Origin of the sequence: uncultured Sphingomonas sp., from assembly GCF_913777625.1 — a bacterium.
Taxonomy (GTDB): domain Bacteria; phylum Pseudomonadota; class Alphaproteobacteria; order Sphingomonadales; family Sphingomonadaceae; genus Sphingomonas.
Genome location: NZ_CAJYTI010000040.1, coordinates 239393 through 258337, shown reverse-complemented (window position 1 = coordinate 258337; position 18945 = coordinate 239393). Strand labels below are relative to the sequence as shown.

Sequence of the window (18945 nt, the reverse complement as noted above, 5' to 3'; positions counted from 1 at the left end):
CCAGCCCCGCGCGCGGCGATCCGCCCAGCCGCAGGCCGCCGCGCATCACCAGCCAGGCGGTGGCCGCCGCGAACAGCGTCGCGACCAGCTGATAGGCGACCAGCCCCTCGCCCGGCAGCAGCCGCATCAGCGCATAGAGCGCGAACAGCCCCACCGGCTTGCGGTCCCACACGTCCAGATAGGGCCAGGCGCCGTGCAGCATCCGGTCCGCGACGAGCAGATAATATTGCTCGTCGACATGGATCACCGGATTGCCGAAGTCATGCGCACGCAGCGCAATGGCGAGCAGCACGAACAGCAGCAGCACGACGAGCGCGCGAAGAAACGCCGAAGTCGGCCCGAACGCGACATGGGGAACCCGTTTTTTCACGCCGTGCCGTGTACTTAGGGCTAAGTACCAAGTCATGCGGGATATTTTCGCGCGGCCTGGTGCGGATCCAGCCCGTCCCATCGTCGCGGGCGAGAAGGTTAATCTTCCAGAAAATTTTGCAATTGGGCGGTGTGGGTCTGCCGCCGATGCATCGTCATTTCATCGGGTGGGGAGGAACTGGCCGAGCCAGAACCAGCCGGTGGCAGATACTTAGCCATCGAAGCTGGTTTTGGCATCTCTCCTCTGCGCCCAATCGAATCGATGGGATGTCGCAGCCATGTATCTCGATCTTTCGAAGGACCCGTTTGAAGAGCGCCCCCAGGGTGCCGCGCTGTCCTGGACCGTGGTGATCCCCTTTTTCAACGAGCGCGATTATCTCGCCGCGACGATCGAGAGTCTCGCGCAGCAGACGGTGCGCTTCACCCTCGTCTTGGTCGACAACGGCTCGACCGACGGCAGCGCCGCGGTCGCCGAGAAAGCCGCGCGCGCCTATAAGCTCGACTATCTGCTGCTGACCGAGCGTACCCCCGGCAAGGTCGCGGCGTTGCGCACCGGCCTCGCTTGGGTGCGGACGCGCTGGGTCGCGACCTGCGATGCCGATACCCTGTACCCGCCGCACTATCTCGGCGCCGCCCAGGCGATCCTGTCGCGCCCCGGGCATGTGGTGGCGGGTGCCTATTTCGTGGCCGAAGGCATCAGCGATCCGGCGCGGGTGACCGAGGCGGCGCGCTTCCTCACCGCCGCGCGGCTGTTGCCGCATCAATGCCATGCCGGCGGCGCCGGCCAAGCCTTCTGCACCCGCGCGCTGCGCGCCGCCGGAGGCTTCGATGCGGCACGCTGGAACTTCGTGCTGGAGGATCATGAAGTGATCCACCGCCTGATGCGAAAGGGCAGGATGGGCTATTCGAGCGCGATGTGGTGCATGCCGTCGCCGCGCGAGCGCGACCGCGATTCGATCCGCTGGACGCTGGTCGAACGGCTGCTCTACTCTGCGGCGGCACCGGTGGCGGGGGACTGGTTTTTCTACCGCTTCCTCGCCCGGCGGCTCCAGCGCCGCCGCCTGCTCAGCAACCGCATTCGCGAGCGCCAGTACCAGCATCTCGAAGGACCGGTTCTTGTCCCGTCTCATTCTCTGCTCTGACGACTTCGCCTATTCGTCGGCGATCAGCGCCGCGATCGTCGATCTTGCCCATGCCGGGAAGATCAACGCGATCAGCTGCATGGCGGTGATGCCCGGCTGGGCCGAGGATGCGCGGCTGCTCGCCGATCTTCCGGGGCATGTGGAAATCGGCCTGCACGTGACGCTCACCGAGGAGGCGCCGCGCACCGTCATGCCGCGCTACGCGCCCGAGGGTCACATGCCGCAGATCGATCCGCTGGGGCGCGCGGCGGCGAAGTGGCACATTCCGCTCGACGAGGTCGCGCTCGAGATTGCGGCGCAGTTCGATGCGTTCTTTGCCGCGCTTCGCCGCGCGCCCGATTTCGTCGACGGGCACCAGCACGCCCATGCCTTGCCGGGCATTCGCGATCTGGTGCTGGCGGAGACGGCGGGGCGGGCGCCGCGCGCCTGGATTCGCGACTGTACCGATGCCCCCGGGGCGTTGTTGCGGCGGCCGTTTGCCGGCAAGGCGATCGGCAGTGCGTGGCATTGCCGGGGGCTCGGCCAGGACGCGGCTGCGCTGGGCCTGCGCACCAACCGTGGCTTTGCCGGCCATTATGATTTCCGTTCTGACTTCGAAACGCTTTTCCCTCGCTTTCTCAAGAAGCCGGGCGAGACGCACCTGGTGATGTGCCATCCCGGTGCCGGCGAACGCTCCGGCGACAGCATCGCGGATGCGCGAATTCGCGAAGCTAAGGCCTTGCACCGGTTGCCAATCACCGACATGGCTGCTGCCGAGGGTCTGGCGTTTCCTGCCTGACCCCCGCTGGGGATCGGGAAGGCAGTGAGCGACGGCGGGCTGAAGGCGGTGTTCCTGGCGCAGCGGTCGATGCTGCTGCGGCTGCTCGCCGCGCGTCTGGGAAGTCGCGATGACGCCGAGGATGCATTGCAGGACATGTGGCTGCGGATCGACCAGCTGGCCGAGCAGCCGATCGCCCAGCCGGCGGCGTTTCTCTACCGGGTCGCTGCCAATCTGGCGACCGACCGGCGGATCGCCGCCAGCCGCCGTGGCGCGCGCGATGCCGGCTGGGTGGAGATCCAGCCTCGTGCCGAAGACTTGCCCGATGCCGAACGCGTCGCCGTCGCACGCAGCGAGTGGGAGACGGTAGAAGCGGCGATCGCCGAGATGCCCGAGCGCATGGCGACGGCCTTGCGGATGTTCCGGCTGGAAGAGCGCCCCCAGCGCGCCATCGCCGATCAGTTGGGCATCAGCGTGAGCGGCGTGGAGAAGCTGCTGCAACGCGCCTATAAGAAAATTCAGGAGCGTCTCGAATCTGCTGGTGGGGATTCCGCCCCGGTGCGTCGTCTGGATAGTGAAAGGGGTTCCGACCGTGCAGGTTGAGACAGCAGACGCTATCGAGACGGCGATCGCCTGGCAGCTTCGGCTGGCTGAAGCCGACGCGTCCGTCTGGGCGGAATTCGTCGAATGGCTCGAAGCGAGCCCCGCGAACGCCCAGGCCTATGACCGGATCGCATTGGCCGACCGGCTGTTGGCCGAGGCGCGTTTTCCTGCGCCGGTCACGCTCGCCGAAAACGACAATGCACCCGCCCCGCGCGGCATGCGCTGGTGGATCGGCGGGGGCGCCGTGGCGGCGGCCGCGGCGGTTGCGCTTGCGGTCGTGCCTTCGCTGCTGCCGCGCAGCCAGCCCTATCAGGTCGCGACCCGCGACGGCGAGCGCCAGACGATCGCGCTTGCGGACGGCACGCAGATCGAGCTGAGCGGCGGCTCGCAGCTGACGCTCGATCGCGCCAACCCGCGCGTCGCCGCGCTCGATCGCGGCGAGGCGCTGTTCCATGTCCGCCACGATCAGGCGGCGGCGTTCACCCTGCGCGTCGGCGATGTCGCCGTGCGGGATCTCGGCACGGTGTTCAACGTCGCACGGGGATCGGGCCAGGTGCGCGTGGCCGTCTCGGAAGGCGCTGTCGCCGTCGAGCCCAAGGGCACGGCGTTGACGCTGCGACCGGGCGATGCGGTTTCCGCGCGCGAGGACGGCAGCGGCGTTTCCCGCAGCCATATCACCCCCGCGCTGGTCGGCGGATGGCGGGCGGGGCGGCTGAGCTTTGCCGGCCAACCGCTGGGCGAGGTTGCGGGCGAGCTTAAACGGCTTTACGGCACGCATATTGCCCTGCAGGGCAGCTTGTCGGAAAGGCCATTCACCGGGGTCGTCCATTTTTCGGGCGTTGCCGATCGCGATGTTCCGCGCCTGGCCGAATTGATCGGGGCAACGTGGCGGCGTGATTCGGGGCGGTGGATTTTGGCGGAGCAGGCAGGCAGCGCGCGCTAGCTTCGCGCTGGCGCTTGTCCTCGCACTGCCTGCCGCGCCCGCCCTGGCGCAGCGCCGTTCCATCGCCATTCCGGCCGGCACGCTCGACCTGGCGATCGGCCAGCTCGCCCGCCAGACCGGCGTCGACATCGTCAGCACCGATACGGGGCTCCGCACGATCCGCACGCCCGCGGTGCGCGGCGAGTTGCGCGTCGAGGCTGCCTTGGCGCAGCTGCTGCGCGGATCGGGCTACAAGGCCCGGCGCCTGCCCGGCGGCGGCTACCGCGTGGAGCAGACCCGATCGCGGCCTGTGCGCCGCCCGATTCCGCCCGCGCCGGTGCACCCCGCGATCGATCCTGCCGCGCCGGTGCATGGCCCGGACATCATCGTCACGGCGAGCAAGCAGCGCATAACCCTGCTGCGCTATCCCGGCAGCCTCACCACGGTAGGCGGCGGCGGGGCATCGCCCACGATTGCCACCGGCACGCTGAGCGACGCGGCGCATCAGGTGCCGATCCTGCAGAGCACGCAACTGGGCGCCGGCCGCAACAAGGTGTTCATCCGCGGCATCGCCGACAGCAGCTTCAACGGCAGTACCCAGTCGCCGACCAGCGTCTATCTCGACGACGTCCAGGTCAATTATTCCGGCCCCGAACCTGGGCTGCGCCTCTACGACGTGGCAAGCATCGAAGTGCTCGAGGGGCCGCAGGGCACGCTCTATGGATCGGGAGCGATCGGCGGGGTGATCCGGCTGACCTCGAACCGGGTCGATCTGAATCGGGTCGCCACCGCCACCACCGCCGGCGTCACCTCCACCGAGGGAGCGGAGGCCGGCTATGACCTTGCCGGCATGGTCAATGTGCCGCTGCTGCCGGGGCTCGCGGGGATTCGACTGGTCGGCTACACCATCCGCGATGGCGGCTATCTGAACGATCGCGATCGCAAGCTATCGAACGTGAACCGCAGCAACACGTCCGGCTTCCGCGCGGCGCTGCGCGTCGCCCCGGGGGATGGCTGGCAGGTCGAGGCGAGCGGCGCCGGCCAGTGGATCGACACGCGCGACGGCCAATATGCCGAACGCGTAGAGCAGCCGCTCACGCGCCGTACGCTCGCGGCGCAGCCGTTCGACAACGCCCTGCTGTTCGGCCGGACCGTGGTCACCAAGGATTGGGACAGCGGACTGCGGTTCGTCTCGGCCAGCGGCGTTACCGAATTCGACACGCACGAAGTGTTCGACGCCACGCCCCGGAACGCCAAGGGCAAGGTGACGGGCCCGCTCACCCTCTATCGCGTGGGCCACGAAAAGCAGCTGCTGAGCCAGGAAGCGCGGCTGTCGCGCTCGCTGCCCAACGGCAACAGCTGGGTCGCCGGCTTCACCTATGTCAGCGATCGCGACATTCTGACGCGCAGTATCGGACAGGTGGGGCAGGATGTCAGCATCATCGGCGTCACCAACGTCACCAACGCCGCCTCGGCGTTCGGCGAGGCGACCTTCGCGCTGACCTCCAGTCTCTCCGTCACCGCCGGCGGACGCTATACCTCGGCACGGACGGACGGCGATCCCTCCGCCAAGCCGCGGGCGAACAACTTCGTGCGCGGGCGGCTGACCCGGCGTCTCGATCCCACCTTCGCGGCGTCCTGGCGAATCGCCCGCGAGCTTGCCCTGTTCGCGCGCTTCCAGACCGGCTACCGCACCGGCGGTCTGGCGGTTGCGAGCGGCATCGGCCGCGTCGCCGATTACAAGCCGGATGCGATCACCGTGGTCGAAGCCGGGATCCGCAAGCTGCGCAGCGGCGCCACCGGGCTGGCAGCGTCCGGCAGCATTTCGGGCGCGCGCTGGGAAGATGTGCAGGCCGATCTGATCACGCAGAAGGGCCAGCCCTATACGGCCAATATCGGCAGTGCGAAGATCCTTGCGCTGGAAGGCAATCTCGACTGGATTCCGGTTGTCGGCCTGCGCGCCGAAGCCTCGTTCCTGCTTACCAACAACCGGGTGCAGGGGCCGATCGCCGACCTATCCAAGCGCAACAATCGCCGCCTGCCCGAAACGCCGCCCTTCGCCGCGCATCTCGGTCTTTCCTATCGCTGGGAGCACCAGCCGCTGCAGCCGCGCATCGGCGTCTCCGCCGATTATACCGGGCGGTCGGTGCTGGGCACGGGCGACTTTCTCGACGTCAGCCAGGGGCAGTACTGGACTGCCGATGCGTTTGCCGCCGTGCGGATCGGCAAGGCGGAGCTCAGCCTCGCGCTTGCCAACCTCACCGATCGCCGGGCGAACCAGTTCGCCTATGGCAATCCGTTCACGCTGAGCCTGCGCGACCAGCTGACTCCGCTGCGTCCGCGCAATCTGCGGATCGCGATCACGACGGGCTGGTAGGTTCGCTTTCGGGCGCCAGCGGAAAGCGCAGCGAAATGCAGGTGCCTTCGCCTGGGCGGCTCTGCACCGTCAGCCGGCCCTTGTGGACGTCCATGATCCGGCGAACGATCGACAAGCCGAGGCCAGCCCCGTCCGAGCGCTGGTGATCGGCGCGCCAATAGCGTTGGGTCGCATCCTGCGGGTTGGACGCGGCGATGCCGGGGCCGTTATCCTGCACCAGCAGCACCCCGTCGGGGCCGACCAGAACGTCGATCACCGTGCCCGGCGGCGTGTGCCGGCTGGCATTGGTAATCAGGTTGGCGAGCGCCACGCCGGCCAGCACCGGATTGCCGCGGATGGGCACGGGGCTGCTCGGCGCATCGAGCGCGATGGTATCGCCGGCGGCGAGGATCTGGGGGGCGTGCAGCCCGATCGTGTCCTGCGCGAGCAGCCGGGCGTCGAAGGTCTCGAACTTGTCCTCGGCCATCACCTCCAGCGTGGCGAGATCCTCGAGCTGGGCGACGACATGGCCCAGCCGGTCGGCCGACTGGCGCAGCCGTGCGCGGACGCCCGCATCCTCCACCGCCTCCAGCTCGACGCGGTGTACCGCCAGCGGCGTGCGCAGCTCGTGCGCGACATTCGCGACGAATTCGGATTGGTGGCGGAAGCTCGCCTGCAGCCGCATCAGCAGATCGTTGGTGGCACGGGCCAGCGGCGCTACTTCCAGCGGCAGGCCGGCTTCCTCCAGCCGGACGTCGAGATTGTGCGGCCCGATCGTCGCCGCCCGCTGCGAAACCGACCGCACGGCGAAGACCAGCCGGCCGATCAGCGCGCTGTTGATCAGCGGCAGCAGCAGCAGGATCGAGATCAGCACCGGGTCGTATCGCCGGATGAACCCGCGCACCACGTCGTCGAGGATCGCGCCGGGGCCGGTAAGATCCTGGGTAACGATTACCCATAGACGATCGGCCCCCAGCCGGACCGGCAGGCTCACTCCGACAAAGGCCCCCCATCGGAACGAGGTGAGCACCTCCGCGCGCGGCGCGGTCTTCCACGGTACGAGCTCGGCGTCCGGGCTGCCGTCGACCTGGGTGCCGGTGCGATCCGCGATCACGAAGGCCCGCCCGTCATAGGGGGAGGCATAGATCCGCGTGATCACCGGGTCGATCCGAACGCCCGGCCCGGTGGGGGCGCGGGCGATGCTCTGGGCGATGGCCTGGGCCTGGCTTTCCAGCGTCCGCTGCTCGTAGCGGCTCGCCTCGGTGCGCAGGAACGAGGTGAGCAGCATCGGCAGGGCAATGGCGGCGATGGCGATCGCACCCAGTTCGAGCAGCAGGATGCGGGCGATCAGCGAGCGCGGCCAGAAGGTCATTTTGCGTGTCTAGCCGACCCCTCGGGCCGCCGCCATGCCCGCGCGCGGAGTCAGGCGCTTGCGATCTCGCGCATCATGTAGCCGACGCCGCGGATGGTCTCGATGCAAACGGTGGCACCGGCGGCCTCCAGCTTGCGGCGCAGGCGATAGGCTTGCACCTCGAGCGCGTTCGAACCGACCGGCTCGCTGAGGCCGTACAGCTGGTCCTCGGCAAGCTGCTTGCTCACCACCTGGCCGAAACGTCGCAGCAACAGGGCGGCAAATTGGCGCTCGCGTGCCGTGAGGATCACCGCGGCGTCGCCGACCACGAGATCGCCCGACGCAGTATCGAAACGCAGGTTGCCGAAGCGCAGCTCCGCACCCGACAATGCCCCCTGGCGGCGCATCACCGCGTTGAGCCGCGCCGCCAGTTCGTCGACGTCGAACGGCTTGACGACATAGTCGTCTGCCCCCGCATTGAGCCCCGCGATTTTCGAGTCGAGGGCGCTTCTGGCGCTGACGGCGATCACCGGGATCGGATTGTTGTGCGCGCGCAGCCACCGCACCAGATCGAGCCCGTCGCCGTCCGGCAGCCCCAGGTCGAGCAGGATCGCCGCATAGCGCGCTGCCTCCAGCATCTGGCGCGCGTCTTCGATTCCCCCGGCGACGTCGCTGTGGATCCCGCGGCGCTTCAGCGCCTCGGTCAGTGCGTTGGCGAGCGCCTCGTCGTCCTCGATCATCAGCACGCGCATTAATCGAGCATTCCGTAAGTTTCCTGTCAGCCGTACCCGCTAATGGCGCGGCGCAGCATCGACCGCAATATGATGTGTGTCTGCTATATTGCACCCGTGAAGGGAAACGCGTGACGGACCATCTCCACCAAGACACCAGCCTGCCCGAAGCACGCCGCCTGCTGCCGCGCGCCCAAGCCATGCTGCTCGCAGTCATTTTCGTCGCGGTGATCGCGCTGCTGATTCTCGGCTATGCCGTCCAGGCGATGATGGCGCCCAAGCCGGTGCAGGAAGCGCCGTTGCCGCCGGGTGCCTTCCGCCCGACGCCGCAGCAGATGGCGCAGCTGCAGTTCGTCACGGTGCAGGGCGGCAGCAATGTGGAGCTGGTCCGCGCCAGCGGCTCGATCCAGGCGGACGGGGATCACAGCACGCCGATCGTACTGCCCTTCTCCGGGCAGGTGCTGCAGGTGCTTGTCGAGCCGGGCCAGCGCGTGACGCGCGGGCAGCCGCTGCTCCGCATCGCCTCGCCCGAGCTGATCGACGCGCGCAACACGCTGCTTTCCGCCGGTGCCCAGCGTGCCAGCGCCGTCGAGGCGCTGCGCATCGCGCAGGGGAATCTCGCCCGCCAGAAGGCGATCACCGAGACCGCCGGCGGCGCGATGAAGGATTACCTCCAGGCCCAGGCCGATTTCGTCGCCGCCCAGTCCGCCGCGCGCCAGGCCGAATCCGCCCAGCGCGCCGCGCAGGATCGTCTCGCGCTGTTCGGCCATACCGAGGGCGCCGGCACCTCGGCCTACACCGTCTATCGTTCGCCGGTTTCGGGTATCATTGCCGATCGTGCCGTCGCGCCGGGCCAGTTCCTGAGCAGCGGCAACACCACGCCGCTGATGACGATCACCGATCCCGCCCGGGTCTGGCTGGTCGCGCAGCTGGCCGAAAGCGAGGCGGCGAGCATCCGCGTCGGCGATCAGGTGGTCGTCACCACGCCGGCGCTGCCCGGCCAGCAGTTCACCGCAACGATCGACAATGTCGCCGCCGGGCTCGATCCGACGACGCACCGTCTGCCGGTGCGTGCGACGATCGCCAACCCCGGCGGCGTGCTGAAGCCGCAGATGTTCGCGTCGTTCACGATCCGCCGCCCGGTCGATAACGGCCAGGGCGTGCTGATCCCCGCCGTGTCGGTAATCCACGAGGGCGATACCGCCCGCGTGTGGGTGCGCGCGACCGACGGCCTGCTCTATGGCCGCAGCGTGCAGATCGGCCAGACCGACGGCGGCCTGACCCGCGTGCTCGGCGGCCTCAAGCCCGGCGACCGGATCGTCGCCAAGGGCGCGCTGTTCGTGAACGAGGCGGGCCTCGAGCAATGAACCGCCTCGTCGAAATGGCGCTGCGCCAGCGGATGCTGGTGCTGACCCTGCTGATCGGGATGATCGCGGCGGGCGTGCTCGGCTTCCTCAACCTCAATATCGAGGCCTATCCCGATCCGGTGCCGCCGATGGTGGAGCTGGTGACGCAGAGTGACGGCATCTCCGCCGAGGAGATGGAGCGCAACGTCACCACCCCAATCGAAGTGGCGATCGCCGGCCTGCCGCACCTCACCGCGGTGCGCTCGATCTCGCTGTTCGGCTTGTCCGACGTGAAGATCCAGTTCAGCTATGACGTGACGCACGAACAGGCGCAGCAGCTGGTGCTCGGCCGCCTCTCCCAGCTCGGCAACCTGCCCAACAACGCCCAGCCGCTGATCTCGCCGACCAGTCCGATCGGCGAGATCTACCGTTATCGCCTGACCGGCCCGAGCGGCTATTCGGTGATGGACCTCAAGACCATCCAGGACTGGGTGCTCCAGCGCCGCTTCAAGCGCATTCCCGGCGTGATCGACGTGACCGGCTGGGGCGGCAAGCTGCGCTCCTACGAAGTCCAGCTCGATCGCGACAAGCTGGTCGCGCACGGCGTGACCGTGCCGCAGGTGCTCAGCGCGATCGGCAAGAGCGACGCCAATGTCGGCGGGCAGACGGTCAATTTCGGCGAGCAGGCGGCGATCGTCCGCGGCGTCGGCCTGATCCAGTCGGTCGATGCGATCAACAACGTGCTGGTCGGCACGGCCGGCACCACGCCGGTGCTGCTGCGCGACGTGGGGCAGGTGAAGATCGGCAACCTGCCGCGCCTGGGCGTGGCCGGCGAGGGCCAGGACGACGATATCGTCATGGGCATCGTGCTGATGCAGCGCGGCGCCCAGTCGCTGCCGACGATCAACCGCGTCAAGGAAGAGATCGAGACGATCAACACCACCGGCATTCTGCCGCCGGGCGTGAAGATCGAGCGTATCTATGATCGCTCGGACCTGATCTCGGTCACCACCCACACGGTGATGGAGAACCTGCTGGTCGGCGTGATCCTGATCTTCGCGCTCCAATATCTGTTCCTCGGCGACCTGCGCAGTGCGCTGATCGTCGCGATCACCATTCCGTTCGCGCTTTCGGTCGCGGTGCTGATCCTGGTGATCCAGGGCGAATCGGCCAACCTGTTGTCGCTCGGTGCGCTCGATTTCGGTCTCGTCGTCGATGCGGCGGTGATCATGGTGGAGGCGATCTATCGGCGGCTGGCGGACCGCTCGCAGGCGATCAGCGAAGGGCGGATCCATGCCAGCCATGCCAATCGCTTCTCGGCGATCCTCCATGCCTCGAGCGACGTCAGCCGCGGCATCTTCTTCGCCGCCGCGATCATCATCGCCAGCTTCCTGCCGCTGTTCACGCTTACGGGCGTGGAAGGCCATATCTTCGGTCCGATGGCGAAGACCTATGCCTATGCCATCGCCGGCGGCCTGCTCGCGGCGTTCACCGTCTCCCCGGTGCTCTCGGCGCTGCTGCTGCCGGACAAGCTGAAGGAGGTCGACACCTGGGTGGTGCGCCAGATCCGCCGCGTGCTGGAGCCGGCGATTTCCTTCTCCATGGCCAACCGCGTCCTGACCTTCGGGCTGGCCGCGCTGCTGGTGATCGGCTCCTTCGCCACGATCCGCGTGCTCGGCGTCGAGTTCCTGCCGCACCTGGAAGAGGGCAATCTCTACATCCGCGCCAGCCTGCCCGCATCGATCTCGCTCGAGGCGGGTGAGGATGCGGTGAACGGCATCCGCAAGATCATCGCCAGCTATCCCGAGGTCGACCGCGTCGTCTCGACGCACGGCCGCCCCGATGACGGCACCGATCCCACCGGCTTCTTCAACGCGGAGTTCTACACGCCGCTCAAGCCGTTCAACACCTGGCCGGCGGGCATGACCAAGGAAAAGCTCACCGCCGAGGTGCAGGCCAAGCTGGCCGCCAAATATCCGGGCGTGGAGTTCGAATTCTCGCAGTACATCCAGGACAATGTCGAAGAGGCATCGTCGGGGGTGAAGAGCTCCAACTCGCTCAAGATCTATGGCAGCGACCTCGAGACTCTCGAGTCGATCGCCAACCAGATCAAGGCGCAGATGGCGCAGGTGAAGGGCGTGGCCGATCTCGGCATCTCCGATTCGCTCGGCCAGCCGACGGTGCGGATCGACGTCGATCGCGCCGCGGCCGCCCGCTACGGGCTGACGCCGGACGACATCAATTCGACCGTCGCCGCCGCGGTGGGCGGCCAGTCGAGCGGCGACCTCTACGAGAAGTCGACCGACCGGCACTTCCCGATCGTCGTTCGCCTCGACAAGGCGCAGCGCGACGACATCGAATCGATCCGCCGCATCCAGATCGGCGCGCCCTCGCCGACCGGCAACGGGCTGATCCAGGTGCCGCTCTCCGAAGTGGCGCAGGTGAAGCTCACCTCGGGTGCCTCGTTCATCTATCGCGAGCACCAGGAACGCTATGTCCCGATCAAGTTCAGCGTCCGCGGGCGCGATCTGGGCAGCACGATCAGCGAGGCGCAGGCGCGCATCGCCCGTCATGTCCAGCTGCCGCCGGGCTATCATCTCGAATGGGCGGGCGAACTCGGCAACCTGACCAACGCCGTCAACCGGCTGGAGGTGGTGGTGCCGATCAGTCTGGTGCTGATCCTCGTGCTGCTGTTCGCCAATTTCGGCTCGGTGCGCGACACGCTGCTGGCGTTCAGCGTCATCCCGATGGCGCTGGTCGGCGGGGTGCTGGCGCTGGCGCTGACGGGCACGCCGTTCAGCATCTCCGCCGCGATCGGCTTCGTCGCCTTGTTCGGCATCGCGGTGATGGACGGCATTCTCGTCGTCAGCACGTTCAACCAGAACGTCAACGAGGACATGGACCACGAGACCGCGATGGCGGCGACGGTGAAGCATTCGCTGCGACCGGTGATCATGACCTGCCTCGTCGCGGCGATCGGCCTGTTGCCCGCCGCCGTGTCGACCGGCATCGGCAGTCAGGTGCAGAAGCCGCTGGCGCTGGTCGTGGTGGGCGGCATGACGCTCGCCCCGCTGCTGATCCTGCTGGTGCTGCCGCCGCTGATCCTGAAGTTCTCGCGCCACCAGGGCGCCCATGGCCACACCGTCCGCCGGCACCATGTCGACGGCACCCCAACGGAGCAGGCATGATGCGCCGGCATTCCCTGATCCCGCTCGTCCTGCTCGCCGGTTGCACGGTGGGCCCGCACGACCTCTCCAACCCGGTGCCGACGCCGCCGGCCCAGATGCCGGGGACGATCGCCCCGGCCAGCGGCGCGGCCCAGCAGCTCGTCGCAGGTCCGGCGCTGGTGCCGAACTGGTGGCAGAGTTTCGGCAGCGCCAGGCTCGACGCGCTGGTCGCCCAGGCGCTCGCCCATAACAACGATCTTGCCAGCGCCGAGGCCAATCTGCGCCAGGCGCAGGAACTGGCGAAGGCCGCCTCGGGCAGCGTCGGGCCGCAGGTCGACGCGAGCTATCAGGCGCAGCGCACGCGCATCTCCAAGGCGCTGTCCGGCCCGCTCGCCGACCAGAACGACTATCTCTACACGCTCCACACCGCGCAACTGACCGTCGCCTATCCGCTCGATCTGTTCGGGGCAGGCCGCAACAAGGTGCGTTCGGCACGCGCGGCGGCGGAGGTCGCGGGCCACCGGCTGCACGCCGCGCAGGCAACCGCCATCGCCAACCTGGTGCTGGCGGTGATCCAGCACGCCGCGCTGACCGCACAGATCGAGGCGACGCAGGCCGCGATCCGCGACAATCGCGACCTCGTCAGCCTGCTCGAAAAGCGCCGCGCGCTCGGCGACATCGGCGAGGCGGACGTCGGCGCGCAACAGACCGCATTGGCGACGATCGAGGCGACGCTGCCGCCGCTCGAGCGCCAGGCCCGGCACCAGGCCGGGCTGATCGCGACGCTGACCGGCCAGGCACCGGGCACGGTGACCGATCTGCCGAGCCTTGCCGAGCTGCATCTGCCGGCCAGCCTGCCGGTCGCGCTGCCGGCGGACATCGTCGCGGCGCGTCCGGACGTGCGCGCGGCCGAAGCACAGGTGAAGGGCGCGGCGGCCGATGTCGGCTCGGCGATCGCCGCGCGGCTGCCGTCGTTCACGCTGACCGGCAATGCCGGCGGATCGGCGACCAACTTCCTCGACATGTTCAAGGACGGCAATCCCTTCTTCACGATCCTCGGCGGGGTGACCCAGCCGATCTTCCATGCCGGCCAGCTGAAGCACGAGCAGCGCGCGGCGGAAGCGGCGCTGGAAGAGGCCAAGGCGCAGTATCGCGCGACCGCGCTGCAGGCGTTCCTCGATGTCGACGATGCGATCGCCGGGCTGCGCACCGATGCCGCGGCGCTGGACGCTGCCGCCCGTGCCGATGCGGCGGCCAGCCGCACGCTGGCGATGACGCGCCGGCAGGTGGAGCTCGGCGCGCTCGGCACGCTCCAGCTGCTCAACGCGGCATCGGCGGCGTCGCAGGCATCGGTGCAGCTGGTCCAGGCCAAGGGTGCACGGCTGGCGGACAGCGTCGCGCTGTTCCTCGCCTCGGGCAGCACGCCGGCGGATTTGCGGGCTGCCAACCGCTGAACGGAGGGCGGGCCGCGCGTGCGGCCCGCCTACGGCTTACCGCTCGCGCGTGGCGGCGAACTTCACCTGGCTGTAGCGCTCGGCGATATAGCCGACTTCCCAGGCCGACTTGGCCAGGAACACCGGATTGCCGTCGCGATCCTTGGCGAGCGCGCCGCGGTTGAGGTCCAGGAACTCCTTGAGCGCTGCCGGGTCCTCCGCCGAGATCCAGCGGGCGGTGTCGTAGGGCGAGGGCTCGAGCACCGCGCCGACCTTGTACTCCGCATCCAGCCGGCTGAGCAGCACGTCGAGCTGCAGCTGGCCGACCACGCCGATGATCCAGTTCGAGCCGATCTCCGGATAGAAGACCTGGATCACGCCTTCTTCGGAGAGATCGTCAAGCGCCTTGCGCAGCTGCTTGGTCTTGGTCGGGTCCTTGAGCGCGACGCGGCGCAGGATTTCCGGCGCGAAGTTGGGGAGGCCGGTGAAGCGCACGCCTGCGCGCTCGGAGAGCGTGTCGCCCACCCGCAGCGTGCCGTGGTTGGGAATGCCGATGATGTCGCCCGGAAACGCCTCGTCCGCCAGTTCGCGCTCGCGGGCGAAGAACAGGATCGGCGAGTGGATCGCGATCGGCTTTCCGTGACCGGTCGGCGTCAGCTTCATGCCGCGCTTGAACGTGCCCGAGACGAGCCGCATGAACGCGATGCGGTCGCGGTGGTTGGGGTCCATGTTCGCCTGGACCTTGAAGACGAAGCCGGTCACCTCGTCGCGGGTCGGCTCGACCGGCGCAGGCTCGGCGGGCAGTGCGTGCGGCGGCGGGGCGAATTCGGCGATCGCGGCGATCAGCGAATCCACCCCGAACTCCTTCAGCGCCGAGCCGAAATAGACCGGCGTCATGTCGCCGTTGCGATAGGCCTCGCCGTCGAAGGTCTCGTAGCCGGCCTGGGCCAGCTCGACATCCTCGCGCAGCTTGGCGAGATTGGCGGGCGAGACGATCGCATCGAGCTGCGGATCGTTGACGCCGCTGGTCTGGATCACCTTGCCGTGGAACTCGCGGCTATCCCCCTCGGGGAGTAGCAGGCGGTTGGTGGCGAGGTCGAAAATGCCCTCGAAGGTGCCGCCCATGCCTACCGGCCAGGTCATCGGCACCACGTCGAGCTGGAGCAGCTCGGCCACTTCGTCCAGCGTCGCGAACACCTCGCGGCCCTCGCGATCGACCTTGTTGACGAAGGTGATGATCGGCACGTTGCGCAGGCGGCAGACCTCGAACAGTTTCCGGGTCTGGCTCTCGATGCCCTTGGCGACGTCGATCACCATGACCGCCGAGTCCACGGCGGTCAGCGTGCGATAGGTGTCTTCGGAGAAGTCCTCGTGACCCGGCGTGTCGAGCAGGTTGAAGGTGATGCCGTCGCGCTCGAAGGTCATCACCGAGCTGGTGACCGAGATGCCGCGCTGCTGCTCGATCTTCATCCAGTCCGACCGCGCCCGCCGCGCCTGGCCGCGCGCCTTCACTTCGCCGGCGAGATGGATCGCGCCGCCGAACAGCAGCAGCTTTTCGGTGAGCGTGGTCTTGCCCGCGTCCGGGTGCGAGATGATGGCGAACGTACGACGATCGGAGGGGGACATGCGGGTGCTTCGAACGGGAGGGAGAATCGCGACGCCTTAGTCGGTGACGGGTTCTTTATCCAGCAGCGAGTGCGCCGCAGCCTGTCCCTCAGTCGGCCAGCGTCACGTCCATGCCGAAGTGGCGCGTCTCGCCGGGGGCGAGGCGCTCGATGCCCGGCTTGTCCCAGATCTCGCCATCGAAACCCGCCGGATCGGCGATACCCCACCAGGGCTCGACGCAGACATAGTGTGCGCCCGGCTTGGTCCAGATGCCGAGCACCCCGGTATCCGGGAAGCGGATGCGGAGCTGCGGACCGTCTTCCGCGCCGTAGCGCAGGCCGCGGCTGGCAAGCTGGTCCCAGATCAGCGCATCGGCGGTGAACAGGTCGTCGGACAGCGGCAGCGTCCGGCCCTCGACCGGGCTCGCCCGGCGATCGGGCGCGATGCCGCCTTCGCCGATATAGCGCAGCGACGAGAATTCGGGCTCGTCGAACAGGATGCGGTGCGCCGCGCGGGCGTGGCCATAGGGCAGCGGCCAGGCGAAGGCAGGGTGGAAGCCGAAGCTGGCGGGCATGTCGCGCACGTCGCGGTTGGTCACCGCGATGTCGATCCACAGCGTCGCCTCGTCCAGCCGGTAGCTGGCGTCGAGCCGGAACGCGAAGGGATAGGCGGCGCGCGTCTCGGCATCGTCTTCCAGCTGGAAGGTCACCCGATCGCTCGCCTGCTCGACCAGCGTGAAGTCGCGGCGCCGGGCGAAGCCGTGCTGCGGCAGGGTATATTCCTGCCCGTCCAGCCGATAGCGGTCGCCCACCAGCCGCCCGACGATCGGGAACAGCAGCGGGGCATGGCCCGTCCAGAAGGCCGGGGCCGCGTCGGTCATCAGTTCGCGGCCCGTGGGATCGCGCAGCGACCACAGCTCGGCGCCGTGCGGGTGAATCGCGGCGGCCAGCCGCGCGCTTGCGATCTCGATCATGGCGTCTCCCCTTGCAGCACGGCGATAGCGGTGTGCTGCGCCGGGGGAAAGCGTCGTCAGAAGCCCCAGGTCAGCCGCACCGCGCCGCCTAGATCGCTCGGCATCGCCGCAATGTTCCCGGGTTCGCGGCGCAGGAACAGGTTGCTGCTGACGTCGCCGTCGAGAAAGGCCCAGCGATAGCGCAGCTCATAGTCGATCTCGCGGCCGACCGGCGCCAGGTTGATCCGCTGGGTACTCCAGCTGGTGACGCTGAGCGTGTCATAGTCCCAGCCCTGCGGCAATGTGAGACCCAGGCCACCATGCGCGACGCGCAGCGGCTGGGCGATGCGCAGGCCGATCGAATCGGGCCCGAACAGTCCGTCCTTGCCGATGTCGGCCGCCCAGGCATTGGTGCGCAGCAGACCGTCGCCGCGGATGCCGTCGCGCAGCGTGGCATAGGTCCAGCCCTTGCGCAGCGACCCGCCAAGGTTCCAGCCATCGCCCAGGCTCCAGCGCAGGCCGAGATCGGCGAACAGGCTGTCCGCCCGCGCCGCGCCCAGTCCGGGGCTGAAGCGGGCGCCGAGCACCGTGTTGTTCTCCGTCAGGCGGGTCAGCGCGACGCTGGCGTTCAGCCCGCCCAGCCGCCGATCGAGCGCGATGGTGGTGCGGCCATAGCCATAACGCTGCCAGTGCGACTGCAGCGCCGCGGCGTCGCCGTCGTGACGGCTGAGCACGTCGCCATATTCGCTCGCGACGGTAAGGCCCCAGCCGCCGAACCGCCGGCGCACCGCCGCCGATCCGCCGACATCCACGTCGAACCCGGCCCCGTTCAGCGGATCGCGTGCGACGAGGAAGGCGGGGTCGTCGCGCCCGGCCAACTGCGCGGTCAGCGTGTTGCCGCTCTGCGAGGCGCCGAAGGCGAACTGGACGTTCGCGCCGAGGCGGCCGCTGACCGTGGTCGCCAGCATCCGGGCGATGCCGGCATCCCGGCTGGTGATGCCGAGCGGCTCGATCCGCACCGAATCGACGGTCGGCACCAGCGACACCGCGATCCGCATCTGGTCGCCGCCCACCGCAAAGCTGCGATTGCGCGTTGCCATCAGCGCCGGCAGGTTCTGCGACAGGCCCTGACGCTGGAAGCTGTGGGTGAGCGTGGTCGAAAAGGCGCGGCCGTAGGAATCGAGCACCGCCATGCCCAGCGCGCTTTGGGTGGCATCGCCCATCGCTGCCGACAAGGTGCCGTTGATGCCGGTGGAGATCGCCGTGCTCGTGCCTGCCACCGAGGTCGTGCCCACCGGCTGGAACGCCCGGGTGAGATCGAGCACGCCGCGGCCATAGACCGTGTCGACACCGGGGTCGCCGACATCCCGGGCCGTGGCGTAGAGCAGGTCGACGATCTGCTTGGACGTGAGGTTCGGGAAGGCCTGGGCGAGCAGGGCGATCGCCCCGGCGATCTGCGGCGCCGAGAACGAGGTGCCGGACCAGATATAGGGCGTGTTGTTCGCATCCGGCGCGCGCACCCCTTCGCCCACGGCGGCGAGGTAGACGGACGCGGCGGTGCCCGCCCGGTTCGAGAAGCTGGAGATCACGTCGCTCGAATTGACCGACCCGGCAATGATCACCAGGCCCCGGGCGATCGCGGCGTTGGTTGCGAAGCTGGTGAAGGCGTCCGGATTGGCGGCGCCGTCATTGCCGGCGGAGATCACCACGATCACCCCCGCGGCGGTCGCGCGGTCTACCGCCGCGGCCAGTGCGCTCGACGCCGAATCGCCGCCCAGCGAGATGTTGACGACGCGTGCGCCCGCCTGCCGCGCGCGATCGAGGCCGAGCGCGATCGTGCTGTCGGAGAATTTGCAGGTGCTGGTATCCTTGCCGTCACAGCTGCCGGGCTGGTCGGCGCGCTCGATCACCAGCGATGCATCGAAGGCGACGCCATGCGTGCCGGTGCCGTTGCGGCGCCCGGCGATGGTGAAGGCCACCGCGGTGCCGTGCCCGCCGACATCGTCGATCGAGCCGTTGCCCGAGGGATCGCTGGAGCTGGCGAGAATGCGACAGGTGCCGACGCCGAGCCCGCCCGAACAATCGCCGAACTCGGCGCTCTGCAGGTCGATGCCCGAGTCGATCACGCCCACCTTGATGCCGTTGCCGGTCGAGCCGGCCTTGTAGGCGACGAGCGCGTTCATCGACACCGCACCCACGGTCGCCCGATAT

At 68.5% G+C, this 18945-nt stretch carries 13 protein-coding genes and 1 pseudogene; 8 read left to right on the top strand and 6 right to left on the bottom strand.

Annotated features, from left to right (window positions below):
- Window positions 1–307, bottom strand: a pseudogene (locus QZ814_RS19045) (hypothetical protein); the annotation flags it as partial.
- Between the two features lie 340 nt (window positions 308–647).
- Between QZ814_RS19045 and QZ814_RS19040 the strand changes: the two are divergent.
- The 5 genes from QZ814_RS19040 to QZ814_RS19020 all read left to right on the top strand — a co-directional run bounded on the left by QZ814_RS19040 (window position 648) and on the right by QZ814_RS19020 (window position 6170).
- Entirely contained in the window at window positions 648–1511 is an 864-nt protein-coding gene (locus QZ814_RS19040; RefSeq protein WP_294335174.1) for a glycosyltransferase family A protein, read from the top strand.
- Entirely contained in the window at window positions 1486–2289 is an 804-nt protein-coding gene (locus QZ814_RS19035; protein WP_294335171.1) for a ChbG/HpnK family deacetylase, read from the top strand. The genes QZ814_RS19040 and QZ814_RS19035 overlap by 26 nt, the downstream gene beginning before the upstream one ends.
- A 69-nt stretch (window positions 2290–2358) precedes the next feature.
- Window positions 2359–2871, top strand: coding sequence for an RNA polymerase sigma factor (locus QZ814_RS19030; RefSeq protein ID WP_294335197.1), 513 nt, complete (start codon window positions 2359–2361; stop codon window positions 2869–2871).
- On the top strand, window positions 2861–3814 hold the full coding sequence (locus QZ814_RS19025) for a FecR domain-containing protein (RefSeq protein ID WP_294335169.1): 954 nt from the start codon (window positions 2861–2863) through the stop codon (window positions 3812–3814). The genes QZ814_RS19030 and QZ814_RS19025 overlap by 11 nt, the downstream gene beginning before the upstream one ends.
- Window positions 3765–6170 (top strand): TonB-dependent receptor, encoded by a 2406-nt coding sequence (locus QZ814_RS19020; RefSeq protein ID WP_365899017.1) that lies wholly within the window; start codon window positions 3765–3767, stop codon window positions 6168–6170. The genes QZ814_RS19025 and QZ814_RS19020 overlap by 50 nt, the downstream gene beginning before the upstream one ends.
- On the opposite strand, the gene QZ814_RS19015 is transcribed toward QZ814_RS19020, so the two are convergent.
- Together QZ814_RS19015 and QZ814_RS19010 are read right to left on the bottom strand one after the other, a co-directional pair.
- Window positions 6154–7521 (bottom strand): HAMP domain-containing sensor histidine kinase, encoded by a 1368-nt coding sequence (locus QZ814_RS19015; protein WP_294335168.1) that lies wholly within the window; start codon window positions 7519–7521, stop codon window positions 6154–6156. The genes QZ814_RS19020 and QZ814_RS19015 overlap by 17 nt on opposite strands.
- A gap of 50 nt (window positions 7522–7571) precedes the next feature.
- The gene (locus QZ814_RS19010) at window positions 7572–8252 is read right to left on the bottom strand and encodes a response regulator transcription factor (protein WP_294335167.1); all 681 of its coding nucleotides are present in this window, start codon (window positions 8250–8252) and stop codon (window positions 7572–7574) included.
- A gap of 110 nt (window positions 8253–8362) precedes the next feature.
- Between QZ814_RS19010 and QZ814_RS19005 the strand changes: the two genes are divergently transcribed.
- Genes QZ814_RS19005 through QZ814_RS18995 form a run of 3 tightly spaced genes read left to right on the top strand, consistent with a single transcriptional unit; the run spans window position 8363 to window position 14198 of the window.
- Window positions 8363–9598 carry an efflux RND transporter periplasmic adaptor subunit gene (locus tag QZ814_RS19005; protein WP_294335166.1) on the top strand — a complete coding sequence of 412 codons (1236 nt, stop codon included), beginning with the start codon at window positions 8363–8365 and terminating at the stop codon, window positions 9596–9598.
- The gene (locus QZ814_RS19000; protein ID WP_294335164.1) at window positions 9595–12765 is read left to right on the top strand and encodes a CusA/CzcA family heavy metal efflux RND transporter; all 3171 of its coding nucleotides are present in this window, start codon (window positions 9595–9597) and stop codon (window positions 12763–12765) included. Before QZ814_RS19005 ends, QZ814_RS19000 begins: the two co-directional genes overlap by 4 nt.
- Window positions 12765–14198 (top strand): efflux transporter outer membrane subunit, encoded by a 1434-nt coding sequence (locus QZ814_RS18995; protein ID WP_294335161.1) that lies wholly within the window; start codon window positions 12765–12767, stop codon window positions 14196–14198. The genes QZ814_RS19000 and QZ814_RS18995 overlap by 1 nt, the downstream gene beginning before the upstream one ends.
- A gap of 36 nt (window positions 14199–14234) precedes the next feature.
- Here QZ814_RS18995 and QZ814_RS18990 read toward each other — a convergent pair whose 3' ends face one another.
- The 3 genes from QZ814_RS18990 to QZ814_RS18980 all read right to left on the bottom strand — a co-directional run bounded on the left by QZ814_RS18990 (window position 14235) and on the right by QZ814_RS18980 (window position 18917).
- The gene (locus QZ814_RS18990) at window positions 14235–15803 is read right to left on the bottom strand and encodes a peptide chain release factor 3 (protein ID WP_294335159.1); all 1569 of its coding nucleotides are present in this window, start codon (window positions 15801–15803) and stop codon (window positions 14235–14237) included.
- An 88-nt stretch (window positions 15804–15891) separates the two neighbouring features.
- Complete coding sequence (locus QZ814_RS18985; protein ID WP_294335157.1) at window positions 15892–16755, bottom strand: aldose 1-epimerase family protein; 864 nt, start codon at window positions 16753–16755, stop codon at window positions 15892–15894.
- Between the two features lie 56 nt (window positions 16756–16811).
- Complete coding sequence (locus QZ814_RS18980; RefSeq protein ID WP_294335155.1) at window positions 16812–18917, bottom strand: S8 family peptidase; 2106 nt, start codon at window positions 18915–18917, stop codon at window positions 16812–16814.
- Between the last annotated feature and the right edge of the window lie 28 nt (window positions 18918–18945).

What these genes read in the sequence shown, in the direction of transcription:
- QZ814_RS19040 (WP_294335174.1), top strand. Translation starts at nt 648, where the DNA reads ATGTATCTCGATCTTTCGAAGGACCCGTTTGAAGAGCGCCCCCAGGGT.
- QZ814_RS19030 (WP_294335197.1), top strand. Translation starts at nt 2,359, where the DNA reads ATGCTGCTGCGGCTGCTCGCCGCGCGTCTGGGAAGTCGCGATGACGCC.
- QZ814_RS19015 (WP_294335168.1), bottom strand. Translation starts at nt 7,521, where the DNA reads ATGACCTTCTGGCCGCGCTCGCTGATCGCCCGCATCCTGCTGCTCGAA.
- QZ814_RS19010 (WP_294335167.1), bottom strand. Translation starts at nt 8,252, where the DNA reads ATGCGCGTGCTGATGATCGAGGACGACGAGGCGCTCGCCAACGCACTG.
- QZ814_RS19000 (WP_294335164.1), top strand. Translation starts at nt 9,595, where the DNA reads ATGAACCGCCTCGTCGAAATGGCGCTGCGCCAGCGGATGCTGGTGCTG.
- QZ814_RS18995 (WP_294335161.1), top strand. Translation starts at nt 12,765, where the DNA reads ATGCGCCGGCATTCCCTGATCCCGCTCGTCCTGCTCGCCGGTTGCACG.
- QZ814_RS18990 (WP_294335159.1), bottom strand. Translation starts at nt 15,803, where the DNA reads ATGTCCCCCTCCGATCGTCGTACGTTCGCCATCATCTCGCACCCGGAC.
- QZ814_RS18985 (WP_294335157.1), bottom strand. Translation starts at nt 16,755, where the DNA reads ATGATCGAGATCGCAAGCGCGCGGCTGGCCGCCGCGATTCACCCGCAC.
- QZ814_RS18980 (WP_294335155.1), bottom strand. Translation starts at nt 18,917, where the DNA reads ATGAACGCGCTCGTCGCCTACAAGGCCGGCTCGACCGGCAACGGCATC.